This is a genomic window from Oceanospirillum sp., assembly GCF_982874595.1.
On the sequence record NZ_CEYNZH010000003.1, the window covers coordinates 56895 to 77986 of the forward strand.

Consider the following 21092-nt stretch of genomic DNA (forward strand, 5'->3'; position numbering starts at 1 on the left):
TTATGAATGACCTGAACCAGCCTGAGTAACCATCTGCTTAAAAGCCTCCGGCACATTCACAGCAACACGTTCCTGATAATCAAAAAAGACAATACCGGTTTTTGCCAATGCGACCAGACCGCCATCTGAAGCTTTAGTCACCCGATAGATCAGATCACCACCCTTACGGGACAACTCATCTGTTGCGATCTCAACCGTTAGGGTATCCGGATAAAAAACTTCCGCCCGATAGCTGATTGCCAGATCCGCCACAACAATGCCAACCCCCTCGATATCGATCTCCTTGTGACCATGGGCAATGAACATCTTGGCCCGCGCCTCATGGATGAGAGAAATCAAGGTATCGTGGGCCAGATGATTACCGTAGTTAAGGTCGGTAATACGTAATTCCAGTGTCTGAGTATGCAGAGTATTCGCTTCGGGATACTCAATTCGGATACGGGCCATGACACAGCTCCTTGTTTATTATTTTGCCAGATAATTTACCGGTTAAGGCAAGCTCGGCCAACGGCTGTCATCACTACTTTCTTCATGGATGGCCGACTGATAAGCAGCAGCCTGAAAGACATTGATGACAAACGATGGAAAAGATCAAAAAAGCCGGAGGGATGCTCCGGCCTTTCTGTATTTAAGGCAATCTGATTTCCCGCAGGAAATAGCAGATTACGCCTTACGCTTCGCCCTGCTCGCGGGCGATAGCACGGTAACCAATATCAGTACGGTAGAAAGAACCGTCCCAGCTGATACCTGCTGCCAGTTTATATGCGTTGGCCTGAGCTTCGCTTACAGTGTTACCCAGTGCGGTGGCACAAAGTACGCGACCACCGCTGGTAGCAACCTGTCCATCGATCAGCTGAGTTCCCGCGTGGAATACTTTCATGCCGTCCTGTTCCGTTTCAGGCAGACCGGAGATCACATCCCCTTTGTTGTAACTGCCCGGATAACCACCCGCAGCCAGAACCACACCCAGAGAACGACGCTCATCCCACTCGGCAGATGCCGTATCCAGTTTCTCATCAATGGCAGCCTGACACAGGCCAACCAGATCAGACTTCAGGCGCAGCATAATCGGCTGAGTTTCAGGATCACCAAAACGGCAGTTGTATTCGATTACTTTCGGAGTGCCATCAGCCATGATCATCAGACCGGCATACAGGAAACCGGTGTAATCATTGCCTTCAGCAGCCATACCTTCAACGGTTGGCATAATCACTTCAGCCATAACACGGTCATGAATCTCAGGCGTTACCACAGGAGCAGGTGAGTAAGCACCCATGCCGCCCGTGTTAGGGCCGGTATCTATATCGCCGACACGCTTGTGGTCCTGACTGGTTGCCATTGGCAGAACATTCTTGCCATCAACCATCACGATAAAGCTGGCTTCCTCGCCATCCAGGAACTCTTCGATTACAACACGGCTGCCCGCATCGCCAAAAGCGTTACCGGCCAGCATATCTTTAACCGCGTCTTCCGCTTCCTGAAGGGTCATCGCAACAATAACGCCTTTACCTGCAGCCAGACCGTCCGCCTTAATTACGATAGGCGCGCCTTTTTCCTGCAGATAGGCCAGAGCAGGCTCAATCTCGGTAAAGTTCTGATATTCCGCTGTTGGGATTTTCTGACGGGCCAGAAAGTCTTTGGTAAACGCTTTAGAGCCTTCCAGCTGTGCAGCACCTTTGGATGGGCCAAAGATACGCAAACCTTCATCGCGGAAGCGATCAACAATACCTTCCACCAGAGGAGCTTCCGGACCCACAATGGTCAGGCCAATATCATTTGATTTAGCAAAGGCAACCAAGCCATCAAAATCCAGCACATCCAGCGCGACATTTTCCAGTTTAGGTTCAATAGCCGTGCCTGCATTACCTGGCGCAACAAATACCTGTGTTACGGATTCAGACTGCGCTGCTTTCCAGGCCAATGCGTGCTCACGACCACCACTGCCGATGATTAAAACCTTCATCTTTGCCTCATCTCACTGTAAACGTTGATGTGCTAACGGAACGAAATGTTCAGTTTGCCGTAAAAAATTGGTGGCTATTATCGCAAAAAAAGCAGCAAAGGGGGAGAAACTTACCAGAGTCTTTCAGACCTTAAGCGTCCATAAGATCAAACGCCGGCCTCTATAAGGCCAAAAAAAAGCCCCGATGACGGGGCTTACTCTCTATCCGGCAGAGGGAGGGAAGAGCGGATAAAGAGCAAAAAGTGTCAGTAAAACTGACAGGGTGATCACTCAAATGAACACTACCGAACCCCTTTGACCTTATGAGTCAGCTCCGGTGTTCGGTCGGAGAACAACAAGCGTTCAGCGAGTAAAAACAGAATTAAGTTTTTCGGTCATTAACTCTCGGGCTTCACCCATCAGGTCCAAAGCAGAAAGGTACTGACTGCTGGCTTTTACCTGTTGATCACAGAAGAAGCTGTAATTGGCCTCAGCAACTGCAACAGGATCAGTCTTGGACATCATATCCATCACATGCTTGCTGAACTGACTAACAGAATCGCTCAGATAACGACTCTGTTGGTGGACTAGCTTTTCAGCAATCTTAGCCTCAGAAGACGCCAGGTCACCCATTACCTCAACAGGCTTCCAGTTAGCAGACTCAGAAAGAGTCTTGAAGGTTTTCTGCAGATCGGTGGACCATTGATCAAATAAGCTCATAACTGCCTCCGGCCGGAATCCGGCACTGTTTTGCACTGCACAAATATCTTAAATCCAAATATAGTGCAGCGCACAATGAACTGTCAAACAGATTTGTTCGCAGATGCAGCAATTAATTTTCAGCGCCAGATAACCCTTTGATTTCATTCGACAGGCGAAAAAAAACCAGCCAAATGGCTGGTTCTTTATCTCACCGGGATAACGACTTATTCATCATCCTTGGAGTTTTTGTTCGGCTGAAAACTCTGCCAGAGCTTCATATTCTGTTCAGCAACACGGCGCATCAGCTCCATTGGTGTTGCGGTCATCGCTGTTTGCATCTGTTCCCGGAGCGCTTTTTGCTGCTCAAGGAAAGTATTAATGCTTTCTTCAAGATAGTTGCTCATGGTGCCCTGCATACTATCACCATAAAAGCGAATCAGCTGCTGCAGCACCTGATTACTGAACATAGGGTTACCACCAGCTGGATTGCCGTTTTCCTGCTCAGTAATAATCTGCAGAAGAATGTTGCGGGTTAAGTCTTCACCACTCTTAGAGTCCTCTACACGGAACTCTTCCTTGTTGATAACCAACAGCTTGATGTCTTCAAGCGTGACATATCGGCTCTCTGATGTGTCATATAGACGGCGGTTGGCGTATTTTCTGATAACTCGCAAAATGATGACTCTCTCTTCCGGCCCAATAGTAAGCTCTTCTCTTCTCGCCTGCGCAGACTATTGTAATCAGTTTGAGTGACTGCACAATGACTCAGTAGTGTTGTTCTGTAAAAATCACCGATATTAACTGATTTATCTCGCCTTATTGCTTCGAGAATCGTATCTCGGCAGCAAAAACACCTGCATGCATGCCAGCAGCAACTATGCTCAAAGTACCACTCATCCCCGTCACAAAAGCATCACATTGCTGTCTTATTCTCACAGAAGCACCTGACATCAATGCCAGAACGTTGTCTAACCAAGCAAGTCAAAAAAAGGAAAGCTGATATGTTTCTTAAAATTCGCAAAAACTGCGGCATCTATATGCAGAATAATGAAAGCGGAAAGAAAGTCATTGCACCGGTATCCAGCCACTTTTATATCAACCTTAACCTAGTAACCGAGATCTCGTCTTACAGTCTGAAAGACCCAAAGGAAAAACAGTTGATTGATGGCAATACCCTGCCACTCCCTCCTGGCAGTCGAGTATTACACTTCACCATGAACAGCAATTTCAGTAGCTCCAAAGAAAAAGTGAAAGGTGAAGACGCTAAACGCGTTTTGTTCGAAAAGATGTTCTGCACTCTCTATTTCCAACCAGATAACCTGGTAGAGTTTGAACGATTGAAAAGCGCCATTGACCAAAGCACGCTAAACCGTGATTAAAGTCTGTGACAAGCTAAAACGAACCAGCAATCCAATTGCCTATTATGACTCTGGCCACGTCGACTGCTATTTAGAAAAACGATCGTCATAACCTTGCTCGTCCTGACAGATCTACCGTGCCTACTGCAGACTTTAATGTGCTTTAAATCAAAAACTGTTTTACCGGATTAAACTCTGTTACCAGAGCCTCCTAGATTGTCACCAATATCTTCTTCATACTGTTCTGATCAAAAAACAAGCAGAATGGGGAGAATATAATGCAGGCTTTGAAAGAACGTCGTCGATATCCAAGATACAAGGTCGCGGTGACGGCAAAGCTGCAGTTATCTTCCGGTGAACTGGAACTTCGTTCCACCGATATATGTTATCAGGGCATCAGGCTTCAGTGCCCAAAAGATGATGTATTAAAAGTTGTTCCACGGGGAGCACAGTTCACCCCGGATGAACATATCAGTATTCCGATGCAACTTAATCTGGGCGGTGAGGAGACTTTTGAGGTCTCAGGACAAGTAATGTTCTGCCACCGACAGTCCCAGACAATATTCTTGTTGGGCTTTAATTTCGAGAAACTCAGTGCGGACAAAAAAACCGTGCTAAAAAGCTATCTGGATAAGCTCGACGGTGTTGCCATTTCTCCCAGTCTGTTCGGTTAATTCAGACTACCACTAGCGTGTGCCGGATCGCGTGAGGACTCCCAACGCATTCCTGCAACCCTGCCAACTTTGAAACGCATCAGATGTCGGCTTTAAAGCTTATGCGTCCCTGACCTACCTGCCGCATTTTTTCCGCTAGCAGGTCAGGTGCTTCCACCTCTGCAGTCAAGATCACTGTCTGGCCGTACTGGCATTCAATTTTGCGCGCCTTGAGCTCGGTCAGCCAGTGACGTATATCTGACTCAAAGGCATAATCCGCTTCAATCTCTACGGAAAAATGCGGACGTACCTCGCGGGTTTCCAGTGCATCCAATACCATCTGAGTCGACTGAGAATAAGCTTTAACCAAGCCACCCGTTCCCAGCTTAATACCACCAAAGTAGCGCACTACAACGACAGCTACTTCACCTAAGCCACTGTGCATCAGCACATTAAACATTGGCTTACCGGCAGTCCCGGAAGGTTCGCCATCATCACTCATGCCGTAACATTGACTGTTATTAGGCGCACCGGCAATAAAAGCAATGCAGTGATGGCGAGCATCAGGAAACTCATCTTTGACCGACTGAATAAACGCCTGGCAGGAAGGGATATCATCCACCGGGGCAGCAATAGAGATAAAACGACTACGCTTGATCTCAAGTTCTGTTCGAGCTTCAGCGGCCGGTTTGTGATAAATACTCATGAGGTTACGGATTCGCTCAAAAAGGCCTATTGTAACGAATGCGAACGCTTAAGACCCATAACAATTCCCAATACCTGTACATCTTCATTTTTCAAAGTAATAGGAGGCATACTGCTGTTGGCCGGATCCAATCGCACACCGGAGCGGTCGATATAAAGACGCTTAAGCGTCACGTGCTGGTTGTTGATCATCACCACGCAGGTCTCGCCATTTTCCACACTCTGGCGCTGCTCAATTATGATGATGTCACCATCATGGATATTGGCCTCAATCATAGAATCCCCTCGCACCTTCAAAGCGTAGGTGTTCTTCTTTACAAGCTGCTGCGGAACCCTGACATGCTCGCGATTCTCGCAGATCTCCATGGGTAAGCCAGCTGTAACCCAGCCCAGAAGAGGGATTTCACCCAACGGGCTTTGATTCTGCCCCGCAGTCTCAGCATCTTCCGGCAGATAAAGTGCATCCCGCCAAAGCTCATTGTGATCCTGACTGCTTGCAGCCCGCAGTAAAAAGAGTGTTTCACGTTTCTGTTTACCTGTATCCATAACCGCTCTCTTTCTGGCTTATGGTGTGCCTGATATCAGATCTATATATTTATACAGTATTCTATACAGGTAAAAAACTGTTTTTTTATCTTCAAACACTCAAACCGAGGCAACAAATTCAGAGCGCCCAGAGCTTTCAAACAGAGTCGCAACATCAACCTGAGCATTAAGCCGGGCAGCCATCATATATAAGCCAGCCATCTTTCGGTGCAGAAACAAAACCTCAGGCGGAGGCGCGTGCCAGGCATCCGGGTTGCTGCTCACCTCCAGACCGCGCCGATGTATTCGTTGAGCAAGATCTGACCGACCAAAGTGGTATCGTCCATCAAAACGTAAAGGCTCGGCCGCCAGAATAAAAATATCCAGAATCACATCCTGATTGGTAGGCTGCTTACGGCTGGCGAAAAAACCTAATGCCTGTAACGCCTGATTCAGTTGCTCTCTGTTCTGATCACGGGCGGCTAGCAGAGCTTTACCATAGCAGGCAACAAACTCATCGCCATAAAAGCGAAGTGCACCTAAGTCCAGCAAGACGACTCTCTGGCTTTCAGCATCCAGCAGATAATTAGCCAGGTTTGGGTCTGTCTGTACCACTTTAAAAACAAAGAGTTCAGAAAAAAACAGTTCAAAGAGTTTTGCCATAACTTCATCAACCCATTCAGGATGAATGCGCAATGCCTCTTCAAGAGGCATACCCTCCTGCCAACTCATACAAAGGATCGAATCCGTGGAATGCGATGCGAAGCAGCCTGGGACAACAAAGCCCGCATCGCCCAGGTTTTCGTTTACCAAGTCACCATATTGCTGCAGATACTTCCCTTCTAACCGATAATCGGCTTCCCGATGCAGCTGAATTCGAGCTTCCTCAATAACAGGCTCCAGATCGAGATCCTTAGGCAAAAGCCCGGACATTCTCAGCAAGCCCTGCACATTACGGATATCACTATCGATACTTTCCCGCACGCCGGGATACTGTACTTTGACGGCAACGGGCTCACCGCTTGCCAGTACAGCTTTATGAACCTGACCGATAGAAGCTGCAGCACAGGGCTCAAAACTGAAGCGGCTGAATTTGCCATCCCAGCCAGTTCCCCACTCTTTTTCCAGTACCGCCATCAGCTGACTCGGAGGCATACGATCTGCATCTGCCCGAAGCTGCTCCAGCAAGATCGCCAGCTCTTTCGGGATAATGCCTCCGGTATCCATCGAGATCATCTGCCCCACTTTCATCGCAGCACCACGCATTTTCGACAACCTATCCGCCAGATCCCGTGCATTAGCGGGGCTGATCAGAAGCTGCTGCAAACCGGGATTTTTCCCTTTGATCCAGTGTTTACTGCCTTCGGCAATCACATTGCCTGCAACTTTACCGGCTAAAGATCCCAGCTGTGCAAAACGGGAAAGTCGGGAACGGGGTACAGAAGAAAATCGCTTATCAGTCACGGTAAATTCCTATCGGTGGCTATCCCATGTTCGAAGTCTTACGGTGCAGGAACAGGATCAGAGCCGAATCAGCGTTATCTCGGTCTTCTGCAAAAACGAAATTCCGGACGAAAAGGAACCAAACTACAATCGATCCGGTATAAACGGCATAATAGTTGGCATAAGCCTATCTGAACGAGTAATGACCTGTTCTTGGTCTCTGAAACGATAAAATCAGGAAAGAATAATGACTGTTGAACTGAATCAACCGGTAGCCGATTTCACTGCTGAAGCCACCAACGAAACAACCGTAAATCTCCAGGCCCTTAAAGGTAAGAATGTGGTGATCTACTTCTATCCGAAGGACAATACCCCGGGCTGCACCACTGAAGGCCAAGATTTCCGCGACAATCACGCAGCATTTGAAGCTGCGAATACAGTTATTTTTGGCGTATCCCGCGACAGCCTGCGTGTTCACACCAACTTTAAAGCCAAACACGAGTTTCCTTTTGAGCTTATTTCAGATCCGGAAGAAGCCCTTTGCAAACACTTCGATGTGATCAAGCTGAAAAAGAACTATGGCCGTGAGTACATGGGAATTGAACGCAGCACTTTTCTGATTAATGCCGAAGGTGTTCTGGTACAGGAGTGGCGCAAAGTGAAAGTTAAAGGACACGTTGCAGAAGTTCTGGAAGCGGCTCAGGCACTCTAAGCTGCCGTCAGCAATCAGACTGCAGAAACAAAAAATCCCGCTTCAGGCGGGATTTTTTGTTCAGAACAGTTAGCCATCAAAGCAGCTAATTCAAAACATAATTCTCAAAGCTATTTCGCCCGATAGATAATACCCGGACGACACTGCACCATTTCATACAGATCCGGCATATTACTCAAGGCTTCAGAAGCGCCAAGGAACAGATAACCACCCGGTTTCAGCACGCCATGAATACGGGTCAGAATGTCTTTTTTCAGGTCAGCTGAGAAGTAAATCAGTACGTTACGGCAAAAAACGATATCAAATTTGCCCAACATAGAGTAACTGTGTAGCAGATTCATCGGACGGAAATCCACCCGTTGTTTGATTGGTGCTTTAACTGCCCAACGACCATCACCCGTTTGCTGGAAGAATTTAGTCAGACGGTCCTGAGATAAGCCGCGACCCAGTGCCAGCATTTCATATTCACCACTACGGGCAGAATTCAGTACCGTAGAAGAGATATCCGTGGCAACGATACGCTCACCGGAACGGAAAGATCCTGGATTCTTCTGCTTAAATTCATCAAGAATCATACTGATTGAGTAGGGTTCCTGACCGGTCGAACAGGCTGCTGACCAGATTTTCAGCTGCTGACTGCCCAAAGTCTTACTTAGCTCAGGCAACAACTGATTCTGCAGAATATTGAACGGATGAATATCACGAAACCAGAGGGTTTCATTGGTTGTCATCGCATCAACAACGGCCTCTTTTAAACCAGAACGCGGATGCGAGGTGATCGCTTTTATCAATTCACCCAGAGTCGTCATCCCGTGCTGAGCCATGATCTTGTTCAGACGGCTGGTAACAAGATACTGCTTGTTGTCACCCAGCAGAATGCCACAAGCATCCTGCAAAAACTTGCGAAAAGCATCATAGTCTTTGGAATCAATGGTTCTGACTGTTGACATTCTCTGAACTCACTCAAGCAACTTTACGTTTTTTTACAGCTTATCACAGATTAACAAGATACAAGCTTTTTTATCCGTCTCAGACTCACTCAGCCTGTTGCAACGAATTGATTCTATTAACAACTTTACGCGCTAACTCATCCGCATCATATTTTGCTAAAAATTCATCTGCACCGACTTTTTTGACCATTGCCTCGTTAAAAATGCCACTCAATGAGGTGTGCAACAGTATCTGCATACGACTCAGATTAGGATCAGATCTTATTTCCGTAGTCAAAGTGTAGCCGTCCATTTCAGGCATCTCGATATCCGAGATAATCATCAGAACTTCATCTTCCACTTCTTTGCCGGAATCAACAATGCTCCTAAGGTATTTGAGTGCTTCCAGACCATTAGTTAAACCAGTGGTCTGAACACCAACTTCATCAAGACATCTCAGAACCTGATTACGGGCCACACCTGAATCATCAACTACCAGCACATGGTACTTGGACGAGATGAGCTTAAGAGTGTCATCAACAACCCCCTTACTAACACGCTCATTTACCGGATGAACTTTAGAGATAACCTTCTCAACATCAATGATCTCAATCATGCTTCCGTTGAGTTCAGTAACGGCAGTAAGATAATTATCTTTACCGGTTGCTTTTGGCGGCGGATGCACATCCTTCCAGTTCAGATTTACAATCTTATCAACTTTCGAAACCAAGAACCCCTGAGTAACACGGTTGTACTCAGTGACAATAACCACGCCATCCTTCAGGTCTTTTACAGAGGGTAACCCAATCGCCATTCCCAGATCGATAATCGAGATGGTCTCCCCCCGAATACTGGCGACCCCTCGAACAATGGCTTCATGGTGAGGCAGACTCGTCAGATGAGGACAAGGAAGAATCTCTTTAACTTTAAATACATTGATACCGTAACTCTGCCGCCCACGGAGATGAAACAGGAGCAGTTCCATACGGTTACCACCAACAAGTTGCGCCCGTTCAGCCAGACGGCCTGCTTGCTCATTCATAAAGTTATCCGCTGATAGGAATTCAATTCAGAATGTGTAGACTACCCTTTTATATCTTAGGGTTGAACTGGGGATTTCCCCTTTAGCCAAACTTTGACAATTTCTAACACAATAATTACGAGGCAGTTACATTGGGCTTCATCAGCGTCATCTCAATCTGCCGTAACACTTGGATTACGGTTGTTTATTTCATCGCGTTGATAGCAGTAAGTGTTACCAGCCTGGCAGATGAACTGGAAACCCAAGAAAGCCTGAGTCAAGCAGTAGAAGACTTTTTACAACCAAAACTCAGCGCTCTGAATGCCAGTCGGATTGATATCGACATCGGCAGTATTGACCCACGGCTTCGATTGAAAAAATGTACCGAGCCCTTCGAACTGGAGCAGCTCGGCAACAAAGGTCTATCGGGCAAAGTGAATATACGTGTTCGATGCCCCTCGGCCAGCTGGGGAATTTTTGTACCCGTCGATATCCGCATTTTCGAGCCCGTTGTCGTCAGTCGGGCAACGCTGCCCCGAGGATCGGTTATCAGCCGCCAATTACTGACCCTCCGCGAAGTGGAAAGCTCTTCTCTCAACTACAGCTACTTTCGCGATATCGACCAGGTAGTAGGCACTGAAACGACTCGCCCTATTCAGGCCAACAGCGTAATTTTTACCAACATGGTTCAAGCCGCTGATGCCGTTAGCAAAGGTGACGAAGTCATTATCAAAGCTCAGGTTGGTTCTCTGTCGGTCAGAATCAAAGGACTCGCACTTCAGAGTGGCGCTATCGGCGAGCAAATTCAGGTGCGAAATATCCAATCTAGCCGTATAATTAGAGCAACAGTCATCGGTCCCGGCAGTGTATTAGTCCCCATGTAAAATGGCTTCGGATTTTCTGGGTACTGAGTTATACGCGCCGGAAACTCAGATATTCGGCTTTATTTGTCACACTTGTCTGTAAAACCGTTAATTTTTATTAAAGCTTTCGCAAGAAGTGCCGATAACAAGTTCAAGTTATTGATATTTCTCAAAGAGGTCAGTCATTATGGCTATCGATCTTAACAGCCTATCCAGCAGTTTAACGGGAAATCGGGTCCGTACTTCCGGCCAGACTTCCGGTAAAGATGAGGTTTCTAAAAATGAAACCCAGCTTGCTGCGCCACAAACAGGCACAAAGAGCGACAGCGTGCAGCTGAGCGATGAAGCACTTCGTCTGAACAGCCGTGCACAATCCGCTCCCGATATTGATGAAAGCAAAGTAAGTGCAATCAAAACATCCATTGAAGATGGCACTTATAAAATTGACTATCAGGCACTGGCAAAAAGCATTATTCAGTTTGAAAACGAACTGTAAGGTCTGCCCGTGAGTGAAGCGCTTTCACAAACCGTAAAACAACACCTGCTTAACAGCATTCAGAACATGAAGGCTGTTAAGCAGTGCATGGAAAATGAAAAAGAAGCTCTGAAAGTTCGTGATATCAAGCAGATTCAGAAACTTACTCTGGAAAAAGAGAAGCTCCTGAAGCAAATCGAAGCAGATGTCAGCCAACGCCAGAAACTTCTGACCGAACAAGATCTGGAACTTGACGATGAAGGCATGCTAGCGCTTCTTGGTAGTTTTCCTGAGAAGATTTCAGCATCTTTATCCCAAGGATGGCAGCAACTTATCTCGCTGCACGACGATGTCAAAGAGATTAATCAGGCCAATGGCATGATCATCAACAAAGGCTTACAGCAAGTTGATGCTATGCTCAGTATTCTCCAATACAATACCGAAGCCAGAACAGCGCGTACCTACAATGCAAAAGGTCGTTCTATCGCTAAGTCTTCACGCGATCTCGGCCAGGCCTGAAACATATTCTTTAGCACGTACAGGGTTCCTTTATGACCGGCACTGTTGATTCAGATACTGCAATGAAGTTGCAGTCACCAACAACGGAAAAAAAAGACGATGATCGCCGTCATCTGGTAACCCGTAAGGCCAGCATCTTTGGTGTGCTTCGATCTCTGCAAAAACATCGATCCCCCCTCACAATTACTTTTCGCGGCCAGAATAAACAAACCTATACCAGTATCGTACTGAAAGTTGACCTTGATGAGGGCTACTTCATTCTTGACGAAATAGCACCTCCAAGTGGCCATCAGCATGCAATGGACGGTGGTATTTTTACTGTTCAAGCAAATGATAAAGGTGTTCAGGTTGTCTTTGGTAATAATACCGTCGTAGGTGCGGGAAGAAATGATGGCGCGGCCATCTACAAAGTCCCCCTGCCAAAACAGCTGCTTTATAAACAGCGCCGTGACGCCTATCGTGCGCATATTGCGATTGCCGATCAGGCTGAAGTTAAGTTGACCTCGTACGAACGCCAGAAACCTCTGGTTGGACGAATTATCGATATTTCATCAACAGGCTGCAAAATCGAATTTCCTTACCTGGTTGACCCAGCATTTGAGGATATGGAAGTCTTTGATGAAGTAAGTTTTGATCTGCCAGAAGCCGAATTCGACACTTCGGTACTTTGTGCTGCAGAAGCCCGACGCGCTGTATACTTTGAAGATAAAAACATGACTCAGTGTGGCTTTCGCTTTCTGAGTCCTGACGGCCGTAACCAACGGGAAATTGATCGCTTTGTCGCCTATCTTCAGAGAGAAGCCCGCAGGCGAGGCCTAGAATAACTTATCAGGCTATCTTACTGATCGTCTTGCCATCGCCGCCAACGATCAACATCTTGCGGATAATCTACATCCCAAAGAACCGGTAAAAGTGCCACCGAAATCCTTAGCGACTCCGCATTTGTCAACGTGCGCTGCAGCACGGAGTCAGCTCCCCAGTTAACCTCATTAAAAAGATCATCAGGCATTGACCTTTGGCAACCAATGAGAACATACCCCCCGTCTTCAGCGGGGTTAAGCACAAGCTCACTACCTTCATCAAGCGCTTCAAAAGCCTTATCAATAACTTCTGGCGAAAGTACAGGGCAATCACTGCCAACCAGTAATACCTGATCAAACGCCTCTACTCCTTCATTCAGGCTTCGCAACATCTTCTGCCCCAGATCTCCCTCTGTCTGTTGCTTCAGTAGAATCCCCTGATCTGGTAAGCGTGCGAAGAAAGGGTGAGAAACATCACCCGCAATATGAAGCTGAACCTGATCACAGGAGCTGCTAAGCAGAGTATCAGTCGTCACCATAACCAATTCACAATGCAAATTTAACGCTTCTTCAGGTTCAAAGCGGCTCGTCAGCCTTGTTTTGACTTTGCCTTGCACGGGTTCTTTTGCAAACTGAATGATTAATCGCTTCATGATAAAGGCCGCTCTTCTTCCGTTACATTTGACTCAACAGTCCTAGGGTAAAAATGCTCAATACCAGGATCTTTAACAGGTTTGATACCTGGATAATAGATAGCTGACAGTTGGTCAGCAGTAGACCCCATAAAATAAGCCAGCCGTATGCGCCACATTAACCAAATCGTCTTCCAGACGCCATGTACCAGCCAACGCCTGGAAGATGTCGTCACCTTATCTTTCAGGCATACCGGAGCGGATAACATCCGCAATTGTGAACTTATCTCAATATCCTCCATCAGTGGCTGGTTTGGAAAACCTCCCACTTCATCAAAAAGTGAACGGCTGATAAAAATGCTCTGGTCCCCTGTGGCAATCTGAGTAAAACGGGATCGCCAATTCATCAGAGTTGCGATAACAGGGAACATCCAGTGCCCGCGTGCCAGGCGAACATCAAACCTTCCCCATATAAAGGAATCAGCATTCGATACTGCATCTAACAAGGCCTCTGCCGTTTTAGGCAGGAAAGTATCCACATGCTGAAACAGAAAAAGTTGCCCATTAGCAGCATTAGCTCCGGCATTCATCTGGTGAGCTCTTCCCGCTGACGTGATCAGGATACGATCAGCATAGGAAACTGATTTCTCAGGAGTACCATCAGAACTACCACCATCCACCACAATAACTTCATGCCCAGCATCACGGAATGGTTGCAGATGACGAAGAAAAGGTTCGATCGTCTCCGCCTCATTCAACACAGGAATAATTACACTTATCATGATTCGGCTACCCTTTTAATCCGCCAAGGCGCCACCACAACTGCTACCTTGTCCAGCGGTACAACCGTAACAGTGCTCACCAATCACAATCTCATCACCTTCAAGGTTCTCGTCCAGCAGGTCTGCCAGATAGGTTTCCGGACGATCTGATGCAATCAGCGGCATATTGAGCATCTGATTGAAATCACAATCAAATACCCGCCCCTGCCAATCGATACTGATCAGACTACGGCACATAACGCCCGCCAGATTCTGCTCTGAAAAATTATCCTTAAGCAGTTTCATATAATCATGGAACTGCCCTTTGGAGATCAGCATGCTGCCGAAGCGACTGATCGGCATATTGGTGATGGTCAGCAACTCATTGAACACAATGCCATGGGATTCTTTAAGCTCACGCTGATAATCCGCCTGCAGTCCGGCCTGAGCCGGTGGCAGAAAAGGTCCGCCGGGGTTATAAACAAGATTCAGTACCAGCCCGCTATCCGGCTGTCCGAAGCCCAGCTGATTTAACTTCTGCAGCGCGATAATGCTTTCAGCAAACACCCCTTTGCCACGCTGCTGTTCAACATTTTGCTCGGAATAACAGGGTAAAGAAGCCGTCACGATCACCTGCTGATCCGCCAGAAACTGAGCCAGATCCTCGTAACCCGGCTCATTCAGAATGGTCAGATTACAACGATCAATAACCTCAACGTTACGCTTACGGGCCTCGGTCACCAGATAACGAAACTCAGGATTCATCTCAGGTGCACCACCGGTCAGGTCCAGCACCTTAATCCCTTTTTTATCGATAAACGCCAGCACCTGATCAATGGTTTCCCGACTCATCAACTCGGTTCTCTTAGGGCCGGCATTCACATGACAATGTACGCAACTCAGGTTACACAAGTAACCTAAATTGACCTGAAGGATAGACAATTTGCCCCGAAAAATTCTTGGGAAATCAGTCTGTTCCAGCAGGGGACGGGTATCAAGCATAACGCATCCTCAGTTTGGTTTTTTTATTAGAACTCATTATAATGGCCGCACTTTCAAAATCAGTGCCTCAATAGCTCAGCTGGATAGAGCGTCCCCCTCCTAAGGGGAAGGCCGCAGGTTCGACTCCTGCTTGGGGCACCATCTCTTCCTCTCAGATTGAGACTAGCAATCCTTAGTTTCGATACCGCACAGTTGGTATGATCAGCAGATCATCATCTGTCATACCATACGCAAATAAGACTCTGACAGATTCAAATGGTATTTTTGGGACCTGTCTCAGCCAAAATTGATCTGTAACGGATCGTTTCAGTCACTCCTGTGTCATAATGATTCTGAAAGTTGGCTTTTGAAAAGGACTCCTGTGTTAAGAAAGCTGTATCTGACAATAACAAGAACTCTGCTTCTGACCCTGACAATTTTTGCGATTCTGACTCCTGAGGCTCTTGCCGCCCAGGAACAGACGGTTAACCGTGTCTACCTGCAATGGATGTTCTTTGTTACAGCCCTGATCGTCGTTATGGTTTACTGGAACCACCGCCTTTCTACGGAAGTGAAAACCCGCGAAACCACCAACCACCTGGCACAATCTTATCTGAGCATCATTAACCGCTATGTAATCACTTCACGAACGGATCTCAACGGCACCATTATTGATGTCAGCAAGGCTTTTTGTGACATCTCCGGTTACAGCCGGAATGAGCTGATCGGCAACAGTCATGGTGTTATTCGCCACCCACAAACAGACAACAGAGTTTACGAAGAGCTCTGGAAGACACTGACTCAGGGCAAGAGCTGGTCTGGGGAGATGTGCAATCGCCGTAAAGACGGCACCGCCTACTGGGTTGCCGCCTCAATTACCGCAGATTACGACCAGAATGGAAAAAAAACGGGTTATATCGCAGTACATCAGGATATTACCGACCACCGTATTGTCCGTGAACTCTCTCTTCGCGATCCCTTGACCGGCCTTTATAACCGTCGCCACTTCAACGAACTTTTTGAATCCATGCTGGAAGGCCAGCATCATCAAGCGACTCATATCGGTCTGATTCTTTTGGATATCGATCACTTTAAAAAGTTTAACGACACCTACGGGCATCAAAAGGGTGATACCGCACTGGCTCAGGTTGCCTTTTGTCTTGAAGAAGTTTGTATCCGACTGAATAAAGATGATGATAAAGCACAGGCCCATGCCTTCAGACTCGGAGGGGAAGAGTTTGCTCTACTAGCCCTGTTGGATGAGGAAGAGACCGAACAAGCCTCAGAAGCGATCAGACAACAGGTATTTGATCTGCAGATAGAGCACGTTAACAATGAAGGCTACGGCATGATGACCTGTTCTATGGGCTGCTATAGCGCCCCTATTAACAGACAGCTGACAACAGAACCTGACGAACTGTTCCGAATTGCAGACCAAGCTCTCTATCGCGCTAAAGATATGGGCAGAAACAGAACTGAATCCGCTAACACCCAGTCAGCGGATATCGAACTTTTCTAAAATTCCAGCACCCGCTGAGACAAACCTTACTCTACCGTTGGTGCAGGTTCTGTCGCATCCACAGCTCTCGGCCAAGCATAAAGAATTGCCTTGAGCAGGGTTGCCAGAGGAATGGCAAAGAAGATTCCCCAGAAGCCCCAAACGCCACCAAAAGCCAGCACCGCAACAATAATTGCCACCGGGTGGAGGTTCACTGCCTCTGAAAATAGCAAAGGTACCAGCACGTTTCCATCCAGCGCCTGAATCACACCGTACACCAGAATCATATAAAAGAAGGTATCGTTCAGACCAAACTGAAACATTCCGATCAGAACTACAGGCACAGTGACCACCGCCGCCCCGATATAAGGCACCAGTACCGACAACCCAACCAACATGCCCAATAGCGCTGAATACTGCACACCAAAAGCTACCAATCCCAGATAGGTCGCCACACCAACAATCACAATTTCAATAAACTTTCCGCGAATATAATTCGCCAACTGTTGATCCATTTCACGCCAGATACCGGTCATAAACACACGTTTTTCCGGGAGGTGGCTAACAAACCAGTTAATCAGCAGGTCCCGGTCTTTCAGCAGGAAGAACACCAGAATAGGCACCAGAACCAGATAAATCATGATCGCAAACAGATTAGGTACAGACGATAATGACAAAGACACCAGTTTTTGTCCCACCTGACCAACCTCAACAGCCGCAACACCGATCAACTCCTGCATCTGCTCCTGACTGATCAGGCTAGGGTATTGCTCCGGCAACAACAGTAGTAATTGTTGTCCGGCAGCAAGCATGCCGGGAAGCTCATCAATCAAAGCCATCAGCTGCCGCCAAACCAGCGGGAAAACCACTAAAACCAAAGCCGATAGCAAACTGACAAATACCAGAAATACCACCACAACAGCCAAGGTGAAAGGGACATGAATCTCTTCAAGTTTTCTGACAACGCCAGCCAACAGATAAGCCAGAACCACACTCGCTAAAAAGGGAGCCAGCATCGTGCCCATAAAGATGACAATGCTGAAACCACCAATGAGCAACAGAAAGAAAATAACCGCTTCTTCATCCGAGAAATAACGCTGTGCCCAGTAACGAGCCACATCTTTCATCGCCATGATGTTACCTATTCCCCTTTCCGGATACAGTAGAAAAACTCATCACCCTGATGCTCACGGCTCAGTAACTCATGGGGACTCTGGCGAATAAAAGCCTCAAAGTCCTCCCATGAACCAGCATCTGTCGCGACAACCTGAATCACTTCACCTGCCTGCATCGAATTAAGTGCTAACTTTGCCTTAAGCAGAGGCATCGGACAGTGCAGCCCTCTGGTATCCAGCTCTTGATCGATTGCTTGCGCCATTTGTACCCTCGGATTAACCGTCTGTTTTTATTGGAATCATGCCTTTAAAGAGCACGACAGATTAAAGGGGATCAGAGCTTAAAGTGCAAGATAATCCCGGTTACCTTTACTACCTTAACAGTCCTTAACTTTTGCATCAGAAACCGATGGGGTAACCTGTTGTCTTATCATAGGATTTTGTCACGACCTGGTTACTCATAGGCTTTATTTAAATGATGATTTTTGCCACTTACTCATCTTCACCGACGACAGGAATCTAATGTGCCGCTTCAATTGCCCCAGGTAGCCTGCCTCAGGCTCAAAACCATCGGACAACGGTGTCAAAAAAGCGTTCAGACCGCAGGTATCGGGTTACTACTGGCCGGATCAGTACTTTTCAGCACCCCACTTTTGGCAGAAACCGGGCAAAATGAACTACCCAGTATCGGTAGTGATCAACCTGACCGCATCACCAAAAACCGCGAATTTACTTTGGGCCGAGCCTGGTTGCGACAGTATCGGGCCAGTAGCCCCGTCATCTACGACCCTATCCTCCAAAGTTATCTGGAGAACCTTGTGGAAAAGCTGGCTGTCGAGGCCGATCTCTACGAACGTCGGCTAAACCTGGTTATCATTAATGCCAGAACAATCAACGCATTTGCCGTGCCCGGTGGAGTTATGGGGGTTCATAGCGCCCTTCTGTTAAAAGCAGAAGATGAAGATATGGTTGCCTCTGTGCTGGCTCACGAGCTCGCCCACCTAAGCCAACGTCACTACGCTCGACGTAAAGGCAGTGCCGAAGACCAAAGCCTGCCACTACTAACCGCAATGCTTACAGGGCTGGTACTCAGCGCCAACGGCCACACTCAGGCTGGTGTTGCCGCTATTGCCAGTTCTCAGGCTGCAGCTATTCAAAACCAGCTGCAGTTCAGCCGTCTTCATGAGCAGGAGGCCGATGCGGTTGGCTTCCGGGTGTTGAAAGATGCCGGTTTTGACAGTAGCGGCATGGCCCGCATGTTTGAACTACTGCAGGCTGAAGCACGAACCAACGGCGGTAATGCCCCCGAATTTTTACTCACCCACCCCCTAACCCAAAGCCGTATCGCTTTTGCTAAAGAGCGGGAGCGGGATACCGACCCCAAAGCCTTCTACAGCAATCTGGAATTTCAGCTAATTCGGGTTCGGGCGCTCCTGCATCAGACCCAGGCAAAAGACCGCCCTGTTGCCCTGACGGCATTACTGAAGAAGGTTCCCGACAGCATGAAGGAACCTGTAAAACTCTATGCGGATATTCTGAATGCACTGGATCAGGGTAAACCCGAAACCGCCAGACAGCTGGCGGAACAGTTAGCCCTGCAACCCGACCACCTTTATTTCAGACTCCTGACCGCCAAAGTACTTGTTGCCATCGGTCAAAGCGACCAAGCCTTTGATCTTCTTAACGCCCAGCTAAAAGAAACACCCGATAAGATGGCAGTAAAAGCCTTTATCGCCCAAATCTACCTCAATGCCGGCAAGACGGCTGAAGCTGTCGAAGCCTTTAAAACATTGAGTAAAGAACGACCGGAAGACCCCTGGGTTTGGCAGCAATTGTCTAAAGCAGCCACAGATGCCAAAGACCTGCTAACCGTATACAAAGCCAATGCAGAGTTCCATCAGCTGACCGGTGATATTCCACACGGTGTAAAAGAGCTGAAACTGGCCCGGGAGTACGCCAGTAATGATCCGATCGAATTTGCCCGAATCGATCACCGCATCAAAGATCTGGAAACTCTTTACAAGGAGCTGGATTTCAACCGCTGATGCTTCTGTAAAATAATACGCCCCAACAACAGGTACAAAAAAGCCCGATATTCATCACGAATAACGGGCTTTCTTCAGAGCCGTATACAGAGCTTATTTAGCCGCCGTAAACTGCAGCATTCGGGTCAGTGGACGCATCGCTTTTTCACCCAGCTCGGCATCAACAAACACTTCCTGGTCACCAGTCTCCAGCACATGAACCAGTGATTCCAGTTCATTCATTGCCATCCACGGGCAGTGTGCACAACTACGGCAGGTCGCACCGTTACCAGCGGTCGGTGCTTCAAGGAAGGTTTTCTCAGGGCACAGCTGCTGCATCTTGTAGAAAATGCCCCGATCCGTCGCCACGATAAAGGTGCTGTTATCCATCTCTTTAGCCGCATTGATCAGCTGGGAGGTCGAACCCACCACATCAGCAATATCGACGACAGCTGCCGGTGACTCCGGGTGAACCAGAACCGCTGCATCCGGATAAACCTTTTTCAGGTCCAGCACACCCTTAGCTTTAAACTCTTCATGCACGATACAGGCACTGTCCCACAGAATCATATCTGCGCCGGTTTTGTTCTGCACATAGCCACCAAGGTGCTTATCCGGTGCCCAGATGATCTTTTCGCCTTTGTCTTTCAGGTGTTCAACCACCTGCAGGGCGATACTGGAGGTCACCACCCAGTCGGCACGGGCTTTGACTGCCGCCGAAGTATTGGCATAAACCACGACGGTTCGGTCCGGATGCTGGTCGCAGAAAGCACTGAACTCATCCACAGGACAACCCAGATCCAGAGAGCAGGTTGCTTCCAGCGTTGGCATCAGCACACGCTTTTCCGGGCTTAGAATCTTAGAGGTTTCACCCATAAACTTAACACCGGCAACCACCAGTGTTTTCGCATCATGATTAGCACCGAAACGAGCCATTTCCAGAGAATCCGCCACGCAACCACCCGTCTCTTCCGCCAGAGCCTGAATCTCATGGCTACAGTAGTAGTGGGCCACAAGAACCGCATCCTGCTCTTTCAGAAGCTGCTTGATACGTGCAGTAAGCTCTGCTTTTTTCTCGGCGCTCAGTTCTTCCGGTGCCCCCAAATTGGACAGGTGTTCCCGAACCAGTGCCTGGTCTGCTTGCATAGTCATGGGCTGGATTCAACTCGTCTATAGATGTCAGCTGCCTTAGGGGATTTTCCTGGAATTCCGACCAGACAAAACCCATCGTCAAAACAGCAAAATCAAACAAAAAAGGATGGCTGCGAATTTTAGCACAAAATCCGGGGGACAGATGAAGCTTTCAACTGCCTTAGCGCCTTTTACTGCGAAAAGTAGCTGTGGATAAAATAATGTGCAGGAAAATTCAGGGCAAAAAAAATCCCGCATTAAATGCGGGATTTTTTAGAATCTGGTGGGTCGTATAGGATTCGA

24 protein-coding genes and 2 tRNA genes (1 of these 26 only partly in view) are annotated in these 21092 nt (G+C 47.7%); 10 read left to right on the plus strand and 16 right to left on the minus strand.

Annotation, left to right across the window (positions count from 1 at the left end):
• The 4 genes from AC4GL5_RS02345 to phaR all read right to left on the minus strand — a co-directional run bounded on the left by AC4GL5_RS02345 (position 1) and on the right by phaR (position 3318).
• The gene (locus AC4GL5_RS02345; RefSeq protein WP_490381180.1) at positions 1 to 447 is read right to left on the minus strand and encodes an acyl-CoA thioesterase; all 447 of its coding nucleotides are present in this window, start codon (positions 445 to 447) and stop codon (positions 1 to 3) included.
• 223 nt (positions 448 to 670) lie between these two features.
• Positions 671 to 1963 carry a phosphoribosylamine--glycine ligase gene (gene purD, locus AC4GL5_RS02350; protein ID WP_490381181.1) on the minus strand — a complete coding sequence of 431 codons (1293 nt, stop codon included), beginning with the start codon at positions 1961 to 1963 and terminating at the stop codon, positions 671 to 673.
• A gap of 342 nt (positions 1964 to 2305) precedes the next feature.
• Positions 2306 to 2662 (minus strand): hypothetical protein, encoded by a 357-nt coding sequence (locus tag AC4GL5_RS02355; RefSeq protein ID WP_490381182.1) that lies wholly within the window; start codon positions 2660 to 2662, stop codon positions 2306 to 2308.
• A gap of 206 nt (positions 2663 to 2868) precedes the next feature.
• The gene (phaR, locus tag AC4GL5_RS02360; protein WP_490381183.1) at positions 2869 to 3318 is read right to left on the minus strand and encodes a polyhydroxyalkanoate synthesis repressor PhaR; all 450 of its coding nucleotides are present in this window, start codon (positions 3316 to 3318) and stop codon (positions 2869 to 2871) included.
• Between the two features lie 327 nt (positions 3319 to 3645).
• On the opposite strand from phaR, the gene AC4GL5_RS02365 reads away from it, so the two are divergent.
• Positions 3646 to 4023 carry a hypothetical protein gene (locus AC4GL5_RS02365; RefSeq protein WP_490381184.1) on the plus strand — a complete coding sequence of 126 codons (378 nt, stop codon included), beginning with the start codon at positions 3646 to 3648 and terminating at the stop codon, positions 4021 to 4023.
• A gap of 257 nt (positions 4024 to 4280) precedes the next feature.
• Positions 4281 to 4676, plus strand: a complete 396-nt coding sequence (locus AC4GL5_RS02370) for a PilZ domain-containing protein (RefSeq protein ID WP_490381185.1) — start codon at positions 4281 to 4283, stop codon at positions 4674 to 4676.
• A gap of 79 nt (positions 4677 to 4755) precedes the next feature.
• Here the strand turns inward: AC4GL5_RS02370 and AC4GL5_RS02375 are convergent, their stop codons facing one another.
• The 3 genes from AC4GL5_RS02375 to AC4GL5_RS02385 form a co-directional block, all read right to left on the minus strand.
• Positions 4756 to 5361 carry a YigZ family protein gene (locus tag AC4GL5_RS02375; protein ID WP_490381186.1) on the minus strand — a complete coding sequence of 202 codons (606 nt, stop codon included), beginning with the start codon at positions 5359 to 5361 and terminating at the stop codon, positions 4756 to 4758.
• Positions 5362 to 5387: 26 nt separating this feature from the next.
• The gene (gene lexA / locus AC4GL5_RS02380; RefSeq protein WP_490381187.1) at positions 5388 to 5906 is read right to left on the minus strand and encodes a transcriptional repressor LexA; all 519 of its coding nucleotides are present in this window, start codon (positions 5904 to 5906) and stop codon (positions 5388 to 5390) included.
• A 99-nt stretch (positions 5907 to 6005) separates the two neighbouring features.
• On the minus strand, positions 6006 to 7349 hold the full coding sequence (locus AC4GL5_RS02385; RefSeq protein ID WP_490381188.1) for an ABC1 kinase family protein: 1344 nt from the start codon (positions 7347 to 7349) through the stop codon (positions 6006 to 6008).
• Between the two features lie 226 nt (positions 7350 to 7575).
• Here AC4GL5_RS02385 and AC4GL5_RS02390 point away from each other — a divergent pair, with 226 nt between their 5' ends.
• Complete coding sequence (locus AC4GL5_RS02390) at positions 7576 to 8040, plus strand: peroxiredoxin (RefSeq protein WP_490381189.1); 465 nt, start codon at positions 7576 to 7578, stop codon at positions 8038 to 8040.
• Positions 8041 to 8150: 110 nt separating this feature from the next.
• Here the strand turns inward: AC4GL5_RS02390 and AC4GL5_RS02395 are convergent, their stop codons facing one another.
• Together AC4GL5_RS02395 and AC4GL5_RS02400 are read right to left on the minus strand one after the other, a co-directional pair.
• Positions 8151 to 8990: a CheR family methyltransferase gene (locus tag AC4GL5_RS02395; RefSeq protein WP_490381190.1), complete on the minus strand. Its 840-nt coding sequence runs from the start codon at positions 8988 to 8990 to the stop codon at positions 8151 to 8153.
• 85 nt (positions 8991 to 9075) lie between these two features.
• A complete protein-coding gene (locus tag AC4GL5_RS02400) occupies positions 9076 to 10011 on the minus strand; it encodes a chemotaxis protein CheV (protein WP_490381191.1) in 936 nt (311 codons plus the stop codon).
• 131 nt (positions 10012 to 10142) lie between these two features.
• On the opposite strand from AC4GL5_RS02400, the gene flgA reads away from it, so the two are divergent.
• From flgA to AC4GL5_RS02420, 4 genes are all read left to right on the plus strand, one after another.
• Entirely contained in the window at positions 10143 to 10874 is a 732-nt protein-coding gene (flgA, locus tag AC4GL5_RS02405; RefSeq protein ID WP_490381192.1) for a flagellar basal body P-ring formation chaperone FlgA, read from the plus strand.
• 166 nt (positions 10875 to 11040) lie between these two features.
• Positions 11041 to 11349, plus strand: a complete 309-nt coding sequence (flgM, locus tag AC4GL5_RS02410) for a flagellar biosynthesis anti-sigma factor FlgM (protein WP_490381193.1) — start codon at positions 11041 to 11043, stop codon at positions 11347 to 11349.
• Positions 11350 to 11358: 9 nt separating this feature from the next.
• Positions 11359 to 11847, plus strand: coding sequence for a flagella synthesis protein FlgN (locus AC4GL5_RS02415; protein WP_490381194.1), 489 nt, complete (start codon positions 11359 to 11361; stop codon positions 11845 to 11847).
• A 32-nt stretch (positions 11848 to 11879) separates the two neighbouring features.
• A complete protein-coding gene (locus AC4GL5_RS02420) occupies positions 11880 to 12671 on the plus strand; it encodes a flagellar brake protein (RefSeq protein WP_490381195.1) in 792 nt (263 codons plus the stop codon).
• A 14-nt stretch (positions 12672 to 12685) separates the two neighbouring features.
• Here AC4GL5_RS02420 and AC4GL5_RS02425 read toward each other — a convergent pair whose 3' ends face one another.
• From AC4GL5_RS02425 to arsS, 3 genes are read right to left on the minus strand one after another with little or no spacing between them, the layout of a single operon-like run.
• On the minus strand, positions 12686 to 13300 hold the full coding sequence (locus tag AC4GL5_RS02425; RefSeq protein ID WP_490381196.1) for a TIGR04282 family arsenosugar biosynthesis glycosyltransferase: 615 nt from the start codon (positions 13298 to 13300) through the stop codon (positions 12686 to 12688).
• Positions 13297 to 14061, minus strand: a complete 765-nt coding sequence (locus tag AC4GL5_RS02430; protein WP_490381197.1) for a TIGR04283 family arsenosugar biosynthesis glycosyltransferase — start codon at positions 14059 to 14061, stop codon at positions 13297 to 13299. Before AC4GL5_RS02430 ends, AC4GL5_RS02425 begins: the two co-directional genes overlap by 4 nt.
• A gap of 15 nt (positions 14062 to 14076) precedes the next feature.
• Entirely contained in the window at positions 14077 to 15042 is a 966-nt protein-coding gene (gene arsS, locus AC4GL5_RS02435; protein ID WP_490381198.1) for an arsenosugar biosynthesis radical SAM (seleno)protein ArsS, read from the minus strand.
• A gap of 64 nt (positions 15043 to 15106) precedes the next feature.
• Here arsS and AC4GL5_RS02440 point away from each other — a divergent pair.
• Positions 15107 to 15183: transfer RNA gene (locus tag AC4GL5_RS02440), tRNA-Arg, on the plus strand.
• 220 nt (positions 15184 to 15403) lie between these two features.
• Positions 15404 to 16540 carry a sensor domain-containing diguanylate cyclase gene (locus tag AC4GL5_RS02445; RefSeq protein WP_490381199.1) on the plus strand — a complete coding sequence of 379 codons (1137 nt, stop codon included), beginning with the start codon at positions 15404 to 15406 and terminating at the stop codon, positions 16538 to 16540.
• Between the two features lie 26 nt (positions 16541 to 16566).
• Here AC4GL5_RS02445 and AC4GL5_RS02450 read toward each other — a convergent pair whose 3' ends face one another.
• The gene (locus tag AC4GL5_RS02450) at positions 16567 to 17652 is read right to left on the minus strand and encodes an AI-2E family transporter (protein ID WP_490381200.1); all 1086 of its coding nucleotides are present in this window, start codon (positions 17650 to 17652) and stop codon (positions 16567 to 16569) included.
• A gap of 8 nt (positions 17653 to 17660) precedes the next feature.
• Entirely contained in the window at positions 17661 to 17897 is a 237-nt protein-coding gene (locus tag AC4GL5_RS02455) for a sulfurtransferase TusA family protein (protein WP_490381201.1), read from the minus strand.
• Positions 17898 to 18158: 261 nt separating this feature from the next.
• Between AC4GL5_RS02455 and AC4GL5_RS02460 the strand changes: the two genes are divergently transcribed.
• Entirely contained in the window at positions 18159 to 19679 is a 1521-nt protein-coding gene (locus AC4GL5_RS02460) for a M48 family metalloprotease (RefSeq protein ID WP_490381202.1), read from the plus strand.
• Positions 19680 to 19772: 93 nt separating this feature from the next.
• Here the strand turns inward: AC4GL5_RS02460 and nadA are convergent, their stop codons facing one another.
• Positions 19773 to 20810 (minus strand): quinolinate synthase NadA, encoded by a 1038-nt coding sequence (gene nadA, locus AC4GL5_RS02465; RefSeq protein WP_490381203.1) that lies wholly within the window; start codon positions 20808 to 20810, stop codon positions 19773 to 19775.
• Positions 20811 to 21070: 260 nt separating this feature from the next.
• Positions 21071 to 21092, minus strand: a tRNA-Lys gene (locus AC4GL5_RS02470); it runs 154 nt beyond the window's last position.

Coding starts and splice junctions, on each gene's coding strand:
- AC4GL5_RS02345 (WP_490381180.1), bottom strand. CDS start 447: ATGGCCCGTATCCGAATTGAGTATCCCGAAGCGAATACTCTGCATACT.
- purD (WP_490381181.1), bottom strand. CDS start 1,963: ATGAAGGTTTTAATCATCGGCAGTGGTGGTCGTGAGCACGCATTGGCC.
- AC4GL5_RS02355 (WP_490381182.1), bottom strand. CDS start 2,662: ATGAGCTTATTTGATCAATGGTCCACCGATCTGCAGAAAACCTTCAAG.
- AC4GL5_RS02365 (WP_490381184.1), top strand. CDS start 3,646: ATGTTTCTTAAAATTCGCAAAAACTGCGGCATCTATATGCAGAATAAT.
- AC4GL5_RS02370 (WP_490381185.1), top strand. CDS start 4,281: ATGCAGGCTTTGAAAGAACGTCGTCGATATCCAAGATACAAGGTCGCG.
- AC4GL5_RS02375 (WP_490381186.1), bottom strand. CDS start 5,361: ATGAGTATTTATCACAAACCGGCCGCTGAAGCTCGAACAGAACTTGAG.
- lexA (WP_490381187.1), bottom strand. CDS start 5,906: ATGGATACAGGTAAACAGAAACGTGAAACACTCTTTTTACTGCGGGCT.
- AC4GL5_RS02390 (WP_490381189.1), top strand. CDS start 7,576: ATGACTGTTGAACTGAATCAACCGGTAGCCGATTTCACTGCTGAAGCC.
- AC4GL5_RS02395 (WP_490381190.1), bottom strand. CDS start 8,990: ATGTCAACAGTCAGAACCATTGATTCCAAAGACTATGATGCTTTTCGC.
- AC4GL5_RS02400 (WP_490381191.1), bottom strand. CDS start 10,011: ATGAATGAGCAAGCAGGCCGTCTGGCTGAACGGGCGCAACTTGTTGGT.
- flgM (WP_490381193.1), top strand. CDS start 11,041: ATGGCTATCGATCTTAACAGCCTATCCAGCAGTTTAACGGGAAATCGG.
- AC4GL5_RS02420 (WP_490381195.1), top strand. CDS start 11,880: ATGACCGGCACTGTTGATTCAGATACTGCAATGAAGTTGCAGTCACCA.
- AC4GL5_RS02425 (WP_490381196.1), bottom strand. CDS start 13,300: ATGAAGCGATTAATCATTCAGTTTGCAAAAGAACCCGTGCAAGGCAAA.
- AC4GL5_RS02430 (WP_490381197.1), bottom strand. CDS start 14,061: ATGATAAGTGTAATTATTCCTGTGTTGAATGAGGCGGAGACGATCGAA.
- arsS (WP_490381198.1), bottom strand. CDS start 15,042: ATGCTTGATACCCGTCCCCTGCTGGAACAGACTGATTTCCCAAGAATT.
- AC4GL5_RS02450 (WP_490381200.1), bottom strand. CDS start 17,652: ATGGCGATGAAAGATGTGGCTCGTTACTGGGCACAGCGTTATTTCTCG.
- AC4GL5_RS02455 (WP_490381201.1), bottom strand. CDS start 17,897: ATGGCGCAAGCAATCGATCAAGAGCTGGATACCAGAGGGCTGCACTGT.
- nadA (WP_490381203.1), bottom strand. CDS start 20,810: ATGACTATGCAAGCAGACCAGGCACTGGTTCGGGAACACCTGTCCAAT.